Source organism: Salinicola sp. 4072, assembly GCF_036663415.1.
Taxonomy (GTDB): Bacteria; Pseudomonadota; Gammaproteobacteria; order Pseudomonadales; family Halomonadaceae; genus Salinicola; species Salinicola salarius_A.
Map to the genome: position 1 here is coordinate 1 of NZ_JAXOVV010000021.1, position 15,894 is coordinate 15,894.

The following is a 15,894-nucleotide window of genomic DNA, read 5'->3' on the forward strand; positions in this document are numbered from 1 at the left end:
GAACACGCGGCCGCGCAAGACGCTCGACTGGCGCACGCCGCTGGAAGTCTACGCCGAGGTGCTCAAGAAATCGGTCGCTGGACCGAGCACCCTTCAATAGCGTTGCGCTTGGAACTTGAGACCGCCTTACGCAGCCTCCAACTTCAGCCGCAACATGTTCGAGGATCTCGATTACCAGTTCATGCTGTTCTTCGATCGGCAAGCCAATCTTCGCTGGGTCGCCGGCATCGACCCGGCCAGCGATCGATACGATTCCTGCCCTGGTCAAAGCGATGCCTGCGCCTGGGCAAAATCTTATGCCGACAAGCTGAGGCCACTACTCGGATCGGCTAATCAGCACGCCAGCACGCATCTGGAGCGCCAAGGGAGCCGGCTATATTACGCGGCCATTCATCCCATTTTCCGCACGGACGAGAGTGGCCCGATGCAGGGCTGGCTTGTCCAGATCCAGTTCCTCGATGACCAATGGCAAGCGCGAATGGCGATGCAGACGGGTCGGGAAGTCGATGTCCTGCCCTTACCGCCTGCCGAAGTGCCACCCGAACTACAAATCACCCCCACCGGGGATGGACGCATCCACGTCACGAAAACGCTATCGCTCAATCCTCGAGATGCGCCCACCCTGCTGAGCACCTATTTGCCGCGAGATGCCTTTCTGGAGCGCATGGCCACCGTTCGTTACGCGCAGTGGTGGACAGCCGGCCTCCTGCTGACGGTCATCGCACTCGTTCTGTTACTGCTGGAAATCGTGGTATTGCGCCCGCTCCGCCAGCTCGCGACCTTTACCCAACAGGCCAAGCAGGACGCCACGCAGGCCGAGCTGCCGGAACGGCTTCAGCATCGCCAGGATGAAATCGGCGCGCTGTCGCGTGAGTTCCTGCATCTGATCCAGCATCAGCGACACCGGACGTCCCAACTGCTCAACCTATCACAGACGGACCATTTGACGGGATTGGCCAATCGCCGACTGTTCGATGAACGATTGAATGGCTTGATGGATGCGTCGCAGCCCCCCGTACCGGTCGCTGGCATACTGCTCGATATCGACTACTTCAAGAATTACAACGATTTCTACGGCCATCCGGCAGGCGACCGCTGCCTGACCCGCCTGGCCAAGTGTCTCCAGCGAACCGTGCGCCAGCAGGCAGGCGATCGGTCGCTTCTTGCACGCGTTGGCGGCGAAGAGTTCGCCGTCATCCTGCCGGGCACCTCGCCCAGCCGCGTCGCGCAACTTGCTGACGCGTTGTGCAGCGCGGTCGCGCAGATGAAATTGCCGAACGACAAGTCCCGCCTGGGTATTGTCACGGTCAGCGTGGGCGCGGCGATCTGCGCCATCGACGAGCTCTCTCCGGCGACACTGATGGCACGATGCGATGCCGCGCTCTACCGCGCCAAACAGCGAGGCCGCAACCGGATCGAATGCGATCTCGGAAAGGCTTCTCGAAGCCATGCGGAGGAGCGTTTATAATGCCGGCCTCTTTGAACCGGGAGCCACCGCTTGTCCCGACGTTTCGGAAACAACATGGCCACCACGATTACCGCCGAACGCATCGATGCCGAACTGCCGCAGACCCAGTGCGGCAAGTGTGGCCATGATGGCTGCCGCCCCTACGCAGAAGCGATCGTCGAGGGCGAGGCGATCAACCGTTGCCCGCCCGGCGGCGAGGTCACACGAGACCGGCTGGCGAAGCTGACCGGCCAACCGCCTCTCGAACTGATCGAGCCCGCGCAGACGCCGCTACTGGCCGTCATCCGCGAAGCCGAATGCATCGGCTGCACCAAGTGCATCCAGGCCTGCCCCGTCGACGCCATACTCGGCGCCGCCAAACAGATGCACACGGTGATCGAGTCCGAGTGCACCGGCTGCGAGCTCTGCGTTGCGCCTTGCCCGGTCGACTGTATCGATCTCGTCGAACACCCGCAGTGGGCCGGAGCCGAAAACGAGGTCGAGCAGCAGCGCTATCTCGACTGGCGTGCCGGGAACGGCCGCCAACGCTTCGAGGCGCGCAAGCGCCGACTGGCAGTCAAGGCCGAAGAGAAGCGTCGCCGGCGGGAACGCCGTGCTGCCGCGGCGCGCGCACCGGCCGAATCCCCGACCGAGACGCAATCGCAGCACGCCGCGGTCGACGCCACGGTACTGAAAGCGCAGAGAGCGACGCTCACGGCTCGCCGGAAGCGCCTGCAGCGGCAGTTGGACAAGGCCGACGAGACCCAGCGTCTGGCCCTGCTCGAGCGACTGGCCGGATTCGACGACCAGCTCGCTGCCATCGATTGCCAGCTCGAGTCGGCGTCATCGCCTCGCGAAAGCGCCACTCCCGCTCATCGGCATATTGCGGTGGCAGCGGCAGAGCAGGCGATGCGCAAGGCGCGTCAGGAACTCGCCCATTTCCAGCGTCAGGGCGATCAGGCCGGCGTCGCGCAGGCGCAGGAAAAGATTCGCGAGTCGGAGCGGCTTCTTTCCCTTGCCTACCAACCCCCGGCCACTTCGCCTGCCGACAGCGCTGGCGACGACCACGGAACGACGTCATGAACGCCACCAAGCGAGAACAGATTTTTGCCCGCCTCAAGGCCAACAACCCAAATCCGACCACCGAGTTGAACTGGTCGACGCCCTTCGAGCTGCTGGCAGCGGTATTACTGTCGGCGCAGGCGACGGATGTGGGCGTCAACAAGGCGACGGCGAAGTTGTTTCCGGTGGCGAATACCCCGCAGGCGATCATCGATCTCGGCATCGACGGTCTGAAAGATCACATCAAGACCATCGGCCTCTACAACACCAAGGCCGAGAACCTGATGAAGACCTGCCATATCCTGGTCGATCAGTACGACGGGGACATTCCACGCACACGGGAAGGGCTGGAGGCGCTCCCCGGCGTCGGCCGCAAGACTGCCAACGTCATTCTGAACACGGCGTTCGGCGAGCTGACCATGGCGGTCGATACGCATATCTTTCGCGTCGCCAACCGGACGCGGATCGCCAAGGGCAAGAACGTGCTGGAAGTCGAGCAGAAACTGATGCGTTTCGTGCCTCGCGACTATCTGAAGGACGCCCATCACTGGCTGATTCTGCACGGGCGCTATACTTGCCTGGCACGCAAGCCACGCTGCGGGAGCTGCGTGATAGAGGATCTCTGTGAATACCCCGACAAGATCGATATCGCCTGACAGGGGTCAGATCAGACGATAACGATCGGGCACTCAGGAAGCAGGAAATCAGGGGCTGGATTCGGGCTCCTGCGCGGTCTCTTCATCCGCCCGCTTCCGCGTCGGCACCGCATCTTCACCGCTGGATTCCGGCGCGGCGGGCGCGGTTTCCGGTAAATGGCTACCGTCGCCCCCGTCAGTGCTGTTTGATGCATCGACATGGCTGGATGTCGCTGTTTTCTCTTGCGGTGTCTCGACACGCATTTCCGTCGCGCCGTCGCGACTGTAGACGACTTTACGTGTGCCACCGTCACAGCTTCCCACGACTTCGGCACCGGCAAAGCGTTCGCCTTCCCTGACGATATCGTTTTCCACCTGGGCATTATCGACGATCTCGAGCAGAAAATGCCGCGCGCCATTATCTCGGATCGTCTGATCGATCTGCGCCTTCAGGCGCTCGCAGGCCAGGCGGGTTTCCGGCTGCTCGTCGAACCGGGAATCCCCCGGCTGGGTCTGCGCCCAGGCGAGAGATGACGCTAGACCGACACTACCCAAACCCGCCACCATAGCCATTTTCCAGCGACAGACACGCATAGAAACTCCTCAACCCATTGCGTCGCGAGATTGGCGAGCCGTCTTGCCAATTCTCGCGCGAGCGATACCAAGCCACGCGTGACCCGCCTCGATAATCCGCTACCGAGACACCTCACAACCGGAACTCCCCTCCCTTCTCGATCGCGCGCCGATAGGCCGAGCGATCGCGCATATTCTGTAGCACTTGCCGAATGTTGGGATAATGTAACAAATCGGCACGACTTTCCGCAGCCAGTAGCGGAAAGCTCATCTGGATGTCCGCCGCGCTGAAGTCGTCCCCCGCGAACCAGGCAGTCTGCCGCAGTTCGCTTTCCCAGTAATCGAGATGCTGGCGAAGCTGCGGATCGAGAAATTTTCGATGAACCCCATTAGCCAGCAACTTGCCGACCGGACGAAGGATGGCGGGCACCGGCGGCCTCCCCAGTCTCGAGAACACCAGCCTCATCACCAGCAGCGGCATCGCCGAACCTTCGGCATAGTGGAGCCAATGAATATAGCGCAGATGCTCTGGCGTCCCCGCATCCGGGACCAGGGCTTCGCCACCGTAGCGAGCAACGAGATATTCGATGATCGCGCCGGATTCCGCCACCGTATGGGCATCGTCGGTGATCACTGGCGACTTGCCCAATGGATGGACCTTCTTCAGCGCATCGGGCGCCAACAGGGTTTCGGGATCCCGGCAATACGTTTGAATTTCATACTCGATTCCCAACTCTTCGAGCAACCAGAGAATTCGCTGCGAGCGGGAGTTTTCGAGATGATGCACGGTGATCATGGGCTGGCTTCCTTGCCGGCGATTCGAACGCTTCCAATCCCCCCGCTTTTCGATCCGGGGTCCACTAACCATAGGAAGTTATCGTTGACATCGCCATTCGCAAAAACGGCGCCGTAATGGCGCCGTCGTCGAGAACGTTTCGATCGCTCTCAATGCTGCTGGTCGAACATCTCGTCGCCGACATCATCGATGTAACGCTGACTCTTGGCGATCGTCAGTTCGACACAGGCGTCTTCGCCGGGCACCACATCGGAACGCTCGAAGCGACGCTCCCGTGTTTCCCCGCCTTCGACGGGCTTGCGAATCCAGCCGCTGACCCGATGCTGTCCCCCGGCGTCCTGGGGGTCGGGGACGATCAGGAACCCCTTGTACTCGACCGGTTCCCGCTCTTTCTTCGGCGCAGCGGGCTTGGCATCACCGCCGCCCAGCCATCCGGAAAACAACTTCTTCAGCATGCGTTCCTCCCGCGGCCGCGCTCTGATAGAGGGTGACTCTCCAAGAGCTGCGGCCGCTGATGCTCAGTTGGCGGAGCGGCCCTTGCCCGCCGCAATGCGCAGGCGCAGTGCGTTGAGCTTGATGAAGCCTTCGGCATCTTTCTGGTCGTAGGCGCCGGCGTCGTCTTCGAACGTGGCGATCGACTCGTCGAACAGCGACTGCTCGGATTGACGACCCACGACCACGGCGCTGCCCTTGTAGAGCTTCATGCGCACGACACCGTTGACGAACGTCTGCGTCTCGTCGATCGCGGCCTGCAGCATGCGACGCTCCGGACTCCACCAGTAGCCGTTGTAGATCGTCTTGGCGTACTTCGGCATCAGTTCGTCTTTTAGATGTGCCGCTTCGCGGTCCAGCGTGATCGACTCGATCGCCCGATGGGCGCGCAGCATGATGGTGCCTCCCGGCGTCTCGTAACAGCCGCGCGACTTCATGCCGACGTAGCGGTTCTCGACGATATCGAGACGGCCGATGCCGTTGTCGCCGCCCAGCTTGTTGAGCTTGGCCAGCACTTCGTGAGGCTTCAGGGATTCGCCATCGATCGCGACGATATCGCCCTTCTCGTAGGTGAGCTCGATATAGGTCGGCTCGTCCGGCGCGGCCTCCGGAGAAACGCTCCAGCGCCACATGTCCTCTTCGGCTTCGGCCCACGGATCCTCGAGAATGCCGCCCTCATAGGAGATGTGCAGCAGGTTGGCATCCATCGAGTACGGCGACTTCTTCTTGCTCTTGGAGAAGTCGACCGGAATGTCGTTCTCCTCGCAGTAGGCCATCAGCTTCTCGCGGGAGTTGAGATCCCACTCCCGCCACGGGGCGATGACCTTGACGCCCGGCTTCAGCGCGTAGGCGCCCAGTTCGAAGCGAACCTGATCGTTGCCCTTGCCGGTGGCACCGTGGGAAATGGCATCGGCGCCGGTTTCGTTGGCGATCTCGATCAGGCGCTTGGCGATCAACGGCCGGGCGATGGAAGTCCCGAGCAGATACTCGCCCTCGTAGATCGTGTTGGCGCGAAACATCGGATAGACGTAGTCACGCACGAACTCTTCTCGCAGGTCCTCGATGTAGATCTCCTTGACCCCGAGTGCCTGCGCCTTGGCTCGCGCCGGTTCGACCTCTTCGCCCTGGCCGATATCGGCGGTGAAGGTAACCACTTCGCAAGCATAGGTTTCCTGCAGCCACTTCACGATCACGGAAGTGTCAAGGCCGCCGGAATAGGCGAGGACGACCTTCTTGACATCGGACATGCGACAGCTCCTTAGCAAAATTGCCTTGATGGACAAGGTTTCGTTGGCATACGGCGGTCTTCGACCGGGCACAGTCTATGACCAAACATAAAGTGGATTATAACGCCCCGGGCCGGCGGGTAACACCGAGCGGCGGGACGCCAATGGCCGAAACTGCTAGACTCTACGCGGTTGCCAGCCCGGAGCGGTACCCGATCACGATGCGGTGCGCCGCGCGTATCCGCTCCTGTCGAGCCGGCGACATTCATCACGAGTTCATCATCCTTGCATCAAGGGAACGGGAGTCATTGCATGTCGGACGCCAGCACGAGGGAGCTGATGGCGCAGCGTTTTCGCGGGTATCTCCCGGTGGTGGTAGATATCGAGACCGGCGGATTCAATTCGGCCACGGACGCCCTACTGGAAATCGCCGCCGTGCCGCTGACGATGGACGAACAGGGTAATCTGCTGCCGCTCGATACGATCGCCTTCCACGTCGAGCCCTTCGAAGGCGCCAACATCGAACAGTCGGCCCTGGACTTTACCGGCATCGACCCATCCAGCGCCTTCCGCAAGCAGATCGCGGTGAGCGAGCGCGAAGCCCTGGATGGCATCTTCAAGCCGATTCGCAAGACCATCAAGTCCCACGACTGCACGCGCGCGATCCTGGTCGGCCACAATGCCTCCTTCGACCAGGGCTTCCTCAACGCCGCGGTCAATCGCTGCAATATCAAGCGCAATCCCTTCCACCCGTTTTCCAGTTTCGATACCGCCACGCTCTCGGCGCTGGCGTATGGACAGACCGTACTGGCGCGGGCCTGTCAGGCTGCCGGGATCGACTTCGACAACTCCTCGGCGCACTCGGCGAGTTACGACACCGAGCGCACGGCCGAACTCTTCTGCGCCATCATCAACCGCTTCAAGGATCTCGGCGGCTGGAATCTCGCCATGAAGGAACAGGGATTCGACGACATCTGAACGACGGAACGAAAAGCGCCCCGTCGTGACGGGGCGTTTCGTTGACGATGCTGCAATCTGGCTCAGCTATCGCTGGAGGCCTCGGCCGCCTTGGCTGCAGCCGCCTTGACCATGGGCTCCAGCTCACCGTTCTGATACATCTCGACGATGATATCGCAGCCGCCGACCAGCTCGCCTTCGATCCAAAGCTGGGGGAACGTCGGCCAGCTGGCGTACTTCGGCAGCTCGGCACGGATGTCCGGGTTATCCAGGATATTGACGAATGCAAACTTCTCGCCGCAAGCCATCAGCGCCTGAACCGCTTGCGCTGAGAAACCGCACTGCGGCAACTGGGGCGATCCTTTCATGTAGAGCAGAATGGCGTTGTCACTGATCTGCTGCTTGATCGCTTCGATGGTATCGCTCATGAGACGTCCTATAGCGGGAAGAGAAGACCGATATCGACTCTTCGCGTGTACGCGAGTGTGAATGACCGTGCCTCCATTCTACTGATGACACCGGCTGAAAACACCCCCGTTGCCTGGTGAAGCTTCCCTTATGCCGTTGCGCCGCCCGCGGGGGCTGGTTAGGATGATTGGCTTTCGCACGGATCGGCCAAGGCTTTAGAAAACGCACAACTGGCCGATCACGGCGCCGTCTCGCCAGACGCCTTCGCAAGCGTTTGGGACGCGGCGCTTTTTTCGTTGTTTTCCGAGTCGACCGCGTGGATAGCCTGCGATTGCGGCCGACGATCTCGATTTCGCCGTGCGGCGCGCCTGGATATTGCCGCATGCCTTGTGCCAAAGCCACGACAGGAATTCGCTCATGAGCGCACGCCATTTTCTGACCCTGCTGGATCTCTCCGCCGAGGAGCTCGACTATCTGATTCAGCGCGGTATCACGATCAAGAACCGCCTGAAGACGAACGGCCCGACCTACACGCCGTTCAGCAATCGCACGCTGGCGATGATCTTCGAGAAGTCTTCGACGCGAACGCGTGTATCGTTCGAGACCGCGATGGCGCAGTTCGGCGGCCATGCGCTGTTCTTGTCATCGCGCGATACCCAGCTCGGGCGCGGCGAGCCGATCGGCGACACGGCCCGGGTGCTGTCGGAAATGGTCGATGCAGTAATGATCCGGACCTTCTCCCATGCCGGCCTCGAGGAGTTCGCCGCTGCCAGCTCGGTCCCGGTAATCAACGCCCTCACCGACGACTATCACCCCTGCCAACTGCTGGCCGACGTGATGACCTGGACCGAATGCCGCGGGCCGGTCAAGGGCAAGACCGCCGTGTGGGTGGGTGACGGCAACAACATGTGCCATTCGTGGATCAACGCCGCGCGCCAGTTCGATTTCCAGCTGCGCATCTGCTGCCCCGAGGGCTACGAGCCGCGTCAGGACATCCTCGACGCCGCCGGTGAGCACGCCGTCATCGTACGCGACCCGGCCGAAGCGGTTCGCGGCGCCGATCTGGTGACCACGGACGTCTGGGCCTCGATGGGGCAGGAGGAAGAGCAGGCCAAGCGAGAGCGGGATTTCGCCGGCTTCCAGGTCACCGAAGCGCTGCTGGATCAGGCCTCAGACGATACGATCTTCCTCCACTGCCTGCCGGCGCACCGAGGCGAAGAGATCAGCACGACGCTGCTCGACGATCCCCGCGCCGTGGTCTGGCAGGAAGCCGGCAACCGGCTCCACGCACAGAAGGCACTGATCGAATTTCTGCTGCTGGGTCAGGTCGACTGACGGTTGCCGGGCGAAGCGCAATGGGCCGCGATCCGAGACAGGTTCGCGGCCTTCTTCTTTCCGCTCTACTCAAACCCCGCCTCGAGACTCGGCTCCCTGCGCGACTGGCGCCGTGCCCGGCGACCTAGCCCGATGTTCACCGCCGTCACGATGAGCGCCAGTAGCCCGGCCGCGATCAGCGCCTGACCGATATCCCCGGTCAGCGCGGATTGCCCCAGCACCACGAAGGCTACGCCGTAAGGGCCGGTGGTCAACAAGGCAACGCTCAGGTAGATCGACAGCGGGACGCCGGCAATTCCCAGCGCATAGTGCTTGAGAAACATCGGGACACCGGGAACGAGCTTGATCAGGAACGTGACGCGCCAGGCATTTTGGCGCGCATCGTCCAGTCCTGCCAGCGCCGGAAAACGCCGCTCGATGGAGGCGCGGAGAACCGGCCGCAGTTGGCCCCTGGCGATCGTGTAGCAGAGCAACAGGTTGAGCAGCGTTGCCACTGCCGAGAACATCAGCCCGCCCGGCACGCCAAAGCGCAATCCGGCGAGAATGTAGAAAGGCGTCATCGGAATTCCCAGCGCCGGCAAGCCCGCCATGGCGATCAACAGCGCCAACGGATGCAGCGTCTTGAGCACTTCCCGCGGAACACCGCCCCAGCCAACGAGACCTGCAACGAGCAACACCAGGGTGAGGAACACGATCCACCGCCGCCGCAGGCGAGCGCGCCTCGGCAATAGGATAGAGTCGGCATGAAATCGATCGGGGGCAGCGTGTCGCATGCCCCCGATCTAAACCGATCACCGTGACCGGATGATGACAGCCCGGCCGAACCGATGCCTATTCCAGGTTATCGAGCCCTTTTTCGGCCATGGCGACGGCGCGAAACAGCGCGCGGCGCTTGTTGAGCGTCTCGTGCCATTCGTCGTCGGGATCCGAGTCGGCGACGATGCCGCCACCGGCCTGCACGTGGAGCTCGCCATCCTTCAGCACCGCCGTGCGAATCGCGATCGCCATGTCCATGTTGCCGTGCCAGGAGAGATACCCGACCGCACCGGAATAGACGCCGCGCTTGACCGGTTCGAGTTCGTCGATAATCTCCAGCGCCCGGATCTTGGGCGCGCCGGAGAGCGTCCCCGCCGGGAAGGTGGCGCGCAGTACGTCCATTGCCGACATGCCTTCGCGCAGCTTGCCGGTGACGTTGGAGACGATGTGCATGACATGGGAGTAGCGCTCGATCGCCATCTTGTCGGTGAGTTCGACGGTCCCGACCTGGCTGATGCGACCGATGTCGTTACGCCCCAGATCGATCAGCATCAGATGCTCGGCGATCTCCTTGGGATCGGCCAGCAGCTCCTCCTCCAGCGCCTTGTCCTGCTCCGGCGTCGCACCACGCGGCCGCGTGCCGGCGATCGGCCGCACGGTCACCTCGCCACCCTCCAGCCGCGTCAGGATCTCCGGGGAGGAGCCGATCACGTGATGATCCTCGAGATTGAGGAAGAACATGTAGGGCGACGGGTTGAGACTGCGCAGCGCGCGATAGAGATCCAGCGGCGGCGCCTGATACGGGATCGACATGCGCTGGGAAGGCACGCACTGCATGACGTCCCCGGACAGCACGTACTCCTTGATCTTGGCGACCGCGTCCTTGTAGCCCTGCTCGCTGAAACTGGCATGAAAGTCGTCTTCGGCGACATCCGCCCGCCCGGTTCCCGGACTCAGCGTATTGAAGGTCGCGCTGCGCAGTTTCAGTTCCAGCGTCTCGAGCCGCTCCACCGCATTATCGTAGGCGTGAGGCGTTTCCGGATCGGCGTGGGTCCACAGCTGCAGACGGCCGGAGAGGTTGTCGAAGACGACCAGATCGTCGCACACCATCAGCAGGATGTCCGGCACGCCGATGGGATCGGGTTTCTCGGCGGCCAGCGCAGTGCGCAGCTTGGGCTCGATATAGCGAATGGTGTCGTAGCCGAAGTAGCCTACGAGACCGCCGTCGAAGCGCGGCTGGTCGTCGAGATCCGGGACCTTGAATCGAGACTGGAACCGCTCGATCCACGCCAGCGGATCTTCGACTTCGCTGGCGCCCTGCTGCTCGCCATCGACGATATGGCGCACGGTGAAGCCGCGCACTTCGATGCGTTCCCGGCTTGGCAGGCCGATGATCGAATAGCGGCCCCACTTCTCTCCGCCCTGTACCGACTCGAGCAGAAAGGTCCAGGGGGCGTCAGCGAGCTTGAGATAGGTGGAGAGCGGCGTATCGAGATCGGCCAGCACCTCGCGGGTGACCGGAATACGGTTGTAGCCGGCTTGCGCCAGCTCGGCAAAGCGATCGGGGGTCATCATGGGACCGGGCTCCAGCAGTGAAAATCAGCAATCGTGAGAGCGGCTGCGTCGGTAACGACTGATAATCACCATCGCCATCGCTTGGCCGGGCGCATCGAGACGCAGGGGCTGAAAAGGCGTTGGGTATCCGGTCGCATGTCAAAGCTCGGTCGAAAGGGGTAACGGGAAAAACGGGGGAGCTGCCTGAAACCGGCGCCATAACCGCCCTGGCGCCGTCCCGGAAACCCTAAACGAGTTCCCTCAGTGATTCAACCACGCCATCCGGTTCGCTCGAGACCACCGGCTCGCCATGATTGTAACCGTAGGGAACGGCCAGCGTGCGGAAGCCGGCGCGCTTTCCGGCTTCCACGTCATGGCGCGAATCCCCCACCATCAGGCACCGAGCGGGATCAATATCGTAACGCGCCGCCAGATGCAGCAGCGGCGCCGGATGAGGCTTCTTCTCCGGCAGCGAGTCGCCGCCCAGCGTCGTGCGGAAATAGTGGCGCAGTTCCAGCGCTTCGAGAATCGGATCGATGAACGCCGCCGGCTTGTTGGTGATCAGCGTCAGGATGATCGAACGGCTTTCCAGCGCATCGAGCGCTTCCCGGACGCCGGGGTAAACGCGGGTCCGCTCGCAGGGTGCGGCATGGTAATGACGCAGGAAAGCGTCGTGAGCCGCTTCCAGCAGCGCCGCTTCGGGCATTCGCTCGAGGACGTTCTCCAGCGCCCGCTCGACCAGCTTGCGGGAACCGTTCCCGACCCAGTCGCGAACCTTCGCTTCGCCCACCGCCACCATGCCCAGCTCGACGAGCATGGCGTCCACCGCTGCCGCAAGATCGGGGACGGAATCGATCAATGTGCCATCGAGATCGAAGGCCACCAGGCGAATGTCCTGAAGCAAAGCGTGCATGAATGCGTCCTTGTCTGTAGCGCCGGAGCGTCGGAATTACGACCTTTAGCTTACCCAAAAGCCGGTAAGTTTACGCAACCCGCGGATGCCAAGCGCCAGTGATCGGCGTATCCTTGACTGCATCTTTCGTCGAATCGACGGGTATCGACTTCCGTGAATGCGCAGTTCCACAGCCCGATATCGTCACTGCTCGGCTATCGCTGCGTCTATTTCATGTCGTCCATGTCGGTCACTGGCCTGGCGATCATTCAGGACCCCGCCTTGCCTTACCGTGACTCGCTTCGACACCCCCGATTTTTCTCGTTTCTTTCTCGCCATTCCCTTTCTGATTCTCACATTGGAGCTTCCCATGACCACACCACGCATCGTCGTGGTCGGTGGCGGCGCGGGCGGGCTCGAGCTGGCAACCCGACTGGGTCGCAAGCTCGGCAAGCGTCAGCGTGCCGACATCGTCCTCGTGGATCGCAACCCGACCCACATCTGGAAACCGCTGCTGCACGAGATCGCCACCGGCACGCTCGATTCTGGGCTCGATGAGGTCTCCTATCAGGGGCACTCGAAGAGCCACGGCTATCGTTTCCAGCGCGGCACCCTGAGTGCCATCGACCGCGACAATCGGACCATTACCCTCGAGCCGATCCATGACCAGGACGATGCGGTCGTGCTGCCCGCGCGCCAGATCGAGTACGACTACCTGGTGCTTTCCGTCGGCAGCGTCTCCAACGACTTCGGCACGCCCGGCGTCGCCAGACACTGCCACTTCATCGACAGCCCGCAGCAGGCGGAGAGCTTCCGGCGCAACATGCTCAATACCTTCCTGCGCTACAGCGACCCGGAGCGCCGGACGCATCCCAAGCTGACCGTCGGCCTGGTCGGGGCGGGCGCCACCGGCGTCGAACTGGCCGCCGAACTCTTCGGCGCGTCACGCATGCTGCACAGCTACGGCTTCACGGCCATGGACAGCGGCAAGCTCGAGGTGCACCTGATCGAGGCCGCGCCGCGCATTCTGCCCGCCCTGCCCGAGCGCATCAGCCGCGCCGTGCACGGCGAGCTCGAACGGCTCGGCGTCAAGATCCATGTCGATACGCGCGTGACAGAAGCCAACGCCAACGGCTTCATCACCGCCGACGGCGAACCGCTGGAGACGGACCTGAGCGTCTGGGCAGCGGGCATCCGGGCGCCCGAATTCCTGTCGGAACTGGGGCTCGCCACCGAGCGCAATCATCAGATCAAGGTCAACCAGACACTGCAGAGCCTGGACGACGAGCGCATCTTCGCGTTCGGCGACTGCGCCTCCTGCCCTCAGCCCGACGACAAGCGCGTTCCTCCTCGCGCCCAGGCCGCGCATCAGCAGGCGACCCATTGCTACCATAACCTGCGTGCGGCCATGGATGGCAAACCGCTGAAGCCCTTCGTCTATCACGATCGAGGCTCGCTGATCTCGCTGGCGCACTTCGAGGCGGTCGGCAGCCTCATGCGCGGCGCGTCGGCGCGAAGCCTGTTCATCGAGGGCAGACTGGCCAAGCTGTTCTACGCTTCCCTCTACCGTATGCATCAGATGGCCATTCACGGCATTCTCAAGACCGGCATGACCGTCATCGTCGACGGCCTCAACCGCTACCTGCGGCCGAAGATGAAGTTGCACTGAGCAACAGCTGCACTGAACGCCGTGAACGCGAAGCGCCACCCAACACGATAGCCAGCGAACTCGAAACGTCAGCGGAGAGATCACATGGAACGTTTCTACAATGCCCCCGGCGATGTCGTCGACGAGATTCTGCGGACGACGGCGGCGACCGCCCCGCTGCGTATCGCCGAACCGGACAGCGGCCTGCGCATACTGATCCGTCGGGACTGGGACAAAAAGGAACAGGGGCGCCGCCAGGTCGCGGTGCTCTCCGGCGGTGGCGCCGGTCACGAGCCGGCCCACGCCGGTTATATCGGCGAAGGCATGCTGACCGGTGCCATCTCCGGCAGCCTGTTCGCCTCCCCCAGCGTGGAGGCGGTACTGGCCGCCATTCGCGAGGTCTGCGGCGAGGCCGGGTGCCTGCTGGTGGTCAAGAACTACACCGGCGACCGACTCAATTTCGGCCTTGCCGCCGAGCGCGCCCGCAGCGAGGGCCTGAATGTCGCCATGGTAATCGTCGCCGACGATATCGCCATCGAGAACGCGCCGCAGCCGCGCGGCATCGCCGGCACCGTGTTGGTCCACAAGCTGGCCGGCTACCTGGCAAGCCAGGAGACACCCCTCGATGCCATCCGCGAACGTGCCGAAGTACTGTGTCGGCGCATGGGATCACTGGGCATGGCGCTGAGTGCAGCGGCACAGCCGGGCCAGCCCGCCGCCGACCGCTCGCCGGAACTGGGCCTGGGCATTCATAACGAGACCGGCACGCGCCAGGTCGATCCGAAGAGTGCCGACGAGGCCATGACCCTGGTTCTGGATCCCCTGCACAACACGCTGTCCGACCGCAAGCTCACCGACCCCTGGATCGCGATGCTCAACAATCTGGGCAGTTGCTCCACCCAGGAAATGGGCGTGCTGGCCGCCAGCCTGCTGCGCCAGTTGGGCGTCGAGCAGATCGCGCACCTGATTGGCCCGGCGCCGCTGATGACCTCACTGGACATGCACGGCTTTTCGCTCACCCTGCTGCCGGCGGATGACGATATCGTCACGGCGCTGTCGGCACCGACGACAGCGCCAGGCTGGCCCGGGCTGCGCGCAACTCAGGCGCCCCCGCACTTCTCGCCGGACACCCATCAGGATCACGGAGCGCTGGCCGAGGACGCGCCGCAGGATGCCGACACCGTCGCGACGCTCGAGCGGATCATCGATACCCTGCGCCAGGCACGTGAAGAACTCGATGCCCTGGATGCCAGGAGCGGCGATGGCGACGCCGGCGCCAGCATGCAAAGCGGCGCTGATTCGATCGCCAGGGCGCTCGAAGCCAAACGCCTGAACACCGCCGCCCTACCGCTACTGTTCGCGGGCATCGGCCAGTTGCTGTCGCGGGACATGGGCGGCTCCAGCGGCGTGCTGCTGTCGATCCTGTTCACCGCTGCCGCCGGCTCGCTGGATCGCCGCGGCAAACTCGACGAGGCACTGGCTGACGGCGTGGAGAAAATGCAGGCCTACGGCGGTGCCAGGCCCGGCGATCGCACCATGCTCGACGCCCTGATCCCCGCCATCGAATCGTTGCAGCGTGGCGAGTCGCTTACCCAGGCTGCGCAGGCCGCTCGCGACGGCGCCCAGGCCACCGCCAGCCTGACCCGCGCCAACGCCGGCCGCTCCGCCTACGTGCCGGAAAGCGCGCTCAAGGGTGTCGTCGATCCTGGTGCCGAGGCTGTCGCGCGGGTATTCGAGGCACTAAGCCATTCGGTCTCGTAGATCGTAGGACAGCGCTACCGAAAAGACCTACGCCATGTCCACTTGAATCGGCCACCTCGACGCCTCCGGGGCCGCGCTGAAAGACGAGGGGCAAGCCGGGTCTTGTGACATGGATGTCACAAGAGGCGCGCCCGGACAGGGATGTCCTTGCGCGCCGACCCGAAGCGCAGGCCATCGTCTTTCAGGGTTTCGCGGACCAGCGGCGTCAATCAAGAGGGGGAGCGCGAGGGGGCGAGCGTTAAGCCCCCTCGCAATCACGAGCGGAACGGTCGTCGATGCTCGAACAGTCGTAAGCTGAAAAAGCCGGAATGTGGCACTTTGCCAAATAGAGAGGCGGCCCTTCAGCTCCTCT

General features: G+C 63.0%; 16 protein-coding genes. 7 read left to right on the forward strand and 9 right to left on the reverse strand.

Annotated features, from left to right (window positions below):
• Positions 1–115 precede the first annotated feature (115 nt).
• Genes R3F72_RS13830 through nth form a run of 3 tightly spaced genes read left to right on the forward strand, consistent with a single transcriptional unit; the run spans position 116 to position 3,165 of the window.
• Complete coding sequence (locus tag R3F72_RS13830) at positions 116–1,468, forward strand: GGDEF domain-containing protein (RefSeq protein WP_332779935.1); 1,353 nt, start codon at positions 116–118, stop codon at positions 1,466–1,468.
• A 54-nt stretch (positions 1,469–1,522) separates the two neighbouring features.
• Positions 1,523–2,530: an RnfABCDGE type electron transport complex subunit B gene (locus R3F72_RS13835; RefSeq protein ID WP_332779936.1), complete on the forward strand. Its 1,008-nt coding sequence runs from the start codon at positions 1,523–1,525 to the stop codon at positions 2,528–2,530.
• A complete protein-coding gene (gene nth, locus R3F72_RS13840; protein ID WP_087718735.1) occupies positions 2,527–3,165 on the forward strand; it encodes an endonuclease III in 639 nt (212 codons plus the stop codon). The genes R3F72_RS13835 and nth overlap by 4 nt, the downstream gene beginning before the upstream one ends.
• A gap of 48 nt (positions 3,166–3,213) precedes the next feature.
• On the opposite strand, the gene R3F72_RS13845 is transcribed toward nth, so the two are convergent.
• The 4 genes from R3F72_RS13845 to R3F72_RS13860 all read right to left on the reverse strand — a co-directional run bounded on the left by R3F72_RS13845 (position 3,214) and on the right by R3F72_RS13860 (position 6,252).
• On the reverse strand, positions 3,214–3,738 hold the full coding sequence (locus tag R3F72_RS13845; RefSeq protein ID WP_332779937.1) for a DUF1161 domain-containing protein: 525 nt from the start codon (positions 3,736–3,738) through the stop codon (positions 3,214–3,216).
• A 112-nt stretch (positions 3,739–3,850) separates the two neighbouring features.
• A complete protein-coding gene (locus R3F72_RS13850) occupies positions 3,851–4,513 on the reverse strand; it encodes a glutathione S-transferase family protein (protein ID WP_332779938.1) in 663 nt (220 codons plus the stop codon).
• A 149-nt stretch (positions 4,514–4,662) separates the two neighbouring features.
• Complete coding sequence (locus tag R3F72_RS13855) at positions 4,663–4,968, reverse strand: HlyU family transcriptional regulator (protein WP_332779939.1); 306 nt, start codon at positions 4,966–4,968, stop codon at positions 4,663–4,665.
• Positions 4,969–5,031: 63 nt separating this feature from the next.
• Complete coding sequence (locus R3F72_RS13860) at positions 5,032–6,252, reverse strand: argininosuccinate synthase (protein ID WP_087718731.1); 1,221 nt, start codon at positions 6,250–6,252, stop codon at positions 5,032–5,034.
• A 291-nt stretch (positions 6,253–6,543) separates the two neighbouring features.
• Here R3F72_RS13860 and rnt point away from each other — a divergent pair, with 291 nt between their 5' ends.
• A complete protein-coding gene (gene rnt / locus R3F72_RS13865) occupies positions 6,544–7,209 on the forward strand; it encodes a ribonuclease T (protein ID WP_071230396.1) in 666 nt (221 codons plus the stop codon).
• 62 nt (positions 7,210–7,271) lie between these two features.
• On the opposite strand, the gene grxD is transcribed toward rnt, so the two are convergent.
• Together grxD and R3F72_RS13875 are read right to left on the reverse strand one after the other, a co-directional pair.
• Positions 7,272–7,616 (reverse strand): Grx4 family monothiol glutaredoxin, encoded by a 345-nt coding sequence (grxD, locus tag R3F72_RS13870; protein WP_071230395.1) that lies wholly within the window; start codon positions 7,614–7,616, stop codon positions 7,272–7,274.
• Positions 7,617–7,811: 195 nt separating this feature from the next.
• Positions 7,812–8,015 carry a hypothetical protein gene (locus tag R3F72_RS13875; protein ID WP_332779940.1) on the reverse strand — a complete coding sequence of 68 codons (204 nt, stop codon included), beginning with the start codon at positions 8,013–8,015 and terminating at the stop codon, positions 7,812–7,814.
• Between R3F72_RS13875 and argF the strand changes: the two genes are divergently transcribed.
• Entirely contained in the window at positions 8,014–8,931 is a 918-nt protein-coding gene (gene argF / locus R3F72_RS13880; RefSeq protein ID WP_332779941.1) for an ornithine carbamoyltransferase, read from the forward strand. The two genes, R3F72_RS13875 and argF, sit on opposite strands and share 2 nt — an antisense overlap.
• 65 nt (positions 8,932–8,996) lie before the next feature.
• Here the strand turns inward: argF and R3F72_RS13885 are convergent, their stop codons facing one another.
• The 3 genes from R3F72_RS13885 to R3F72_RS13895 form a co-directional block, all read right to left on the reverse strand.
• Positions 8,997–9,623: a TVP38/TMEM64 family protein gene (locus tag R3F72_RS13885; protein WP_332779942.1), complete on the reverse strand. Its 627-nt coding sequence runs from the start codon at positions 9,621–9,623 to the stop codon at positions 8,997–8,999.
• Between the two features lie 139 nt (positions 9,624–9,762).
• Positions 9,763–11,259: an anthranilate synthase component I gene (gene trpE, locus R3F72_RS13890; RefSeq protein ID WP_276232883.1), complete on the reverse strand. Its 1,497-nt coding sequence runs from the start codon at positions 11,257–11,259 to the stop codon at positions 9,763–9,765.
• A gap of 229 nt (positions 11,260–11,488) precedes the next feature.
• Positions 11,489–12,154: a phosphoglycolate phosphatase gene (locus R3F72_RS13895; protein ID WP_303854322.1), complete on the reverse strand. Its 666-nt coding sequence runs from the start codon at positions 12,152–12,154 to the stop codon at positions 11,489–11,491.
• A 349-nt stretch (positions 12,155–12,503) separates the two neighbouring features.
• On the opposite strand from R3F72_RS13895, the gene R3F72_RS13900 reads away from it, so the two are divergent.
• Both R3F72_RS13900 and R3F72_RS13905 read left to right on the forward strand, forming a co-directional pair.
• Positions 12,504–13,802 (forward strand): NAD(P)/FAD-dependent oxidoreductase, encoded by a 1,299-nt coding sequence (locus tag R3F72_RS13900; protein ID WP_332779943.1) that lies wholly within the window; start codon positions 12,504–12,506, stop codon positions 13,800–13,802.
• Between the two features lie 84 nt (positions 13,803–13,886).
• A complete protein-coding gene (locus tag R3F72_RS13905) occupies positions 13,887–15,542 on the forward strand; it encodes a dihydroxyacetone kinase subunit DhaK (protein ID WP_332779944.1) in 1,656 nt (551 codons plus the stop codon).
• Positions 15,543–15,894 lie beyond the last annotated feature (352 nt).

Excerpts from the sequence above, each read along its gene's own strand:
- trpE (WP_276232883.1), bottom strand. The coding sequence starts at position 11,259 with ATGACCCCCGATCGCTTTGCCGAGCTGGCGCAAGCCGGCTACAACCGT.
- R3F72_RS13860 (WP_087718731.1), bottom strand. The coding sequence starts at position 6,252 with ATGTCCGATGTCAAGAAGGTCGTCCTCGCCTATTCCGGCGGCCTTGAC.
- R3F72_RS13905 (WP_332779944.1), top strand. The coding sequence starts at position 13,887 with ATGGAACGTTTCTACAATGCCCCCGGCGATGTCGTCGACGAGATTCTG.
- grxD (WP_071230395.1), bottom strand. The coding sequence starts at position 7,616 with ATGAGCGATACCATCGAAGCGATCAAGCAGCAGATCAGTGACAACGCC.
- argF (WP_332779941.1), top strand. The coding sequence starts at position 8,014 with ATGAGCGCACGCCATTTTCTGACCCTGCTGGATCTCTCCGCCGAGGAG.
- R3F72_RS13845 (WP_332779937.1), bottom strand. The coding sequence starts at position 3,738 with ATGCGTGTCTGTCGCTGGAAAATGGCTATGGTGGCGGGTTTGGGTAGT.
- R3F72_RS13850 (WP_332779938.1), bottom strand. The coding sequence starts at position 4,513 with ATGATCACCGTGCATCATCTCGAAAACTCCCGCTCGCAGCGAATTCTC.
- R3F72_RS13875 (WP_332779940.1), bottom strand. The coding sequence starts at position 8,015 with ATGAGCGAATTCCTGTCGTGGCTTTGGCACAAGGCATGCGGCAATATC.
- R3F72_RS13855 (WP_332779939.1), bottom strand. The coding sequence starts at position 4,968 with ATGCTGAAGAAGTTGTTTTCCGGATGGCTGGGCGGCGGTGATGCCAAG.
- R3F72_RS13895 (WP_303854322.1), bottom strand. The coding sequence starts at position 12,154 with ATGCACGCTTTGCTTCAGGACATTCGCCTGGTGGCCTTCGATCTCGAT.
- nth (WP_087718735.1), top strand. The coding sequence starts at position 2,527 with ATGAACGCCACCAAGCGAGAACAGATTTTTGCCCGCCTCAAGGCCAAC.
- R3F72_RS13835 (WP_332779936.1), top strand. The coding sequence starts at position 1,523 with ATGGCCACCACGATTACCGCCGAACGCATCGATGCCGAACTGCCGCAG.
- rnt (WP_071230396.1), top strand. The coding sequence starts at position 6,544 with ATGTCGGACGCCAGCACGAGGGAGCTGATGGCGCAGCGTTTTCGCGGG.
- R3F72_RS13900 (WP_332779943.1), top strand. The coding sequence starts at position 12,504 with ATGACCACACCACGCATCGTCGTGGTCGGTGGCGGCGCGGGCGGGCTC.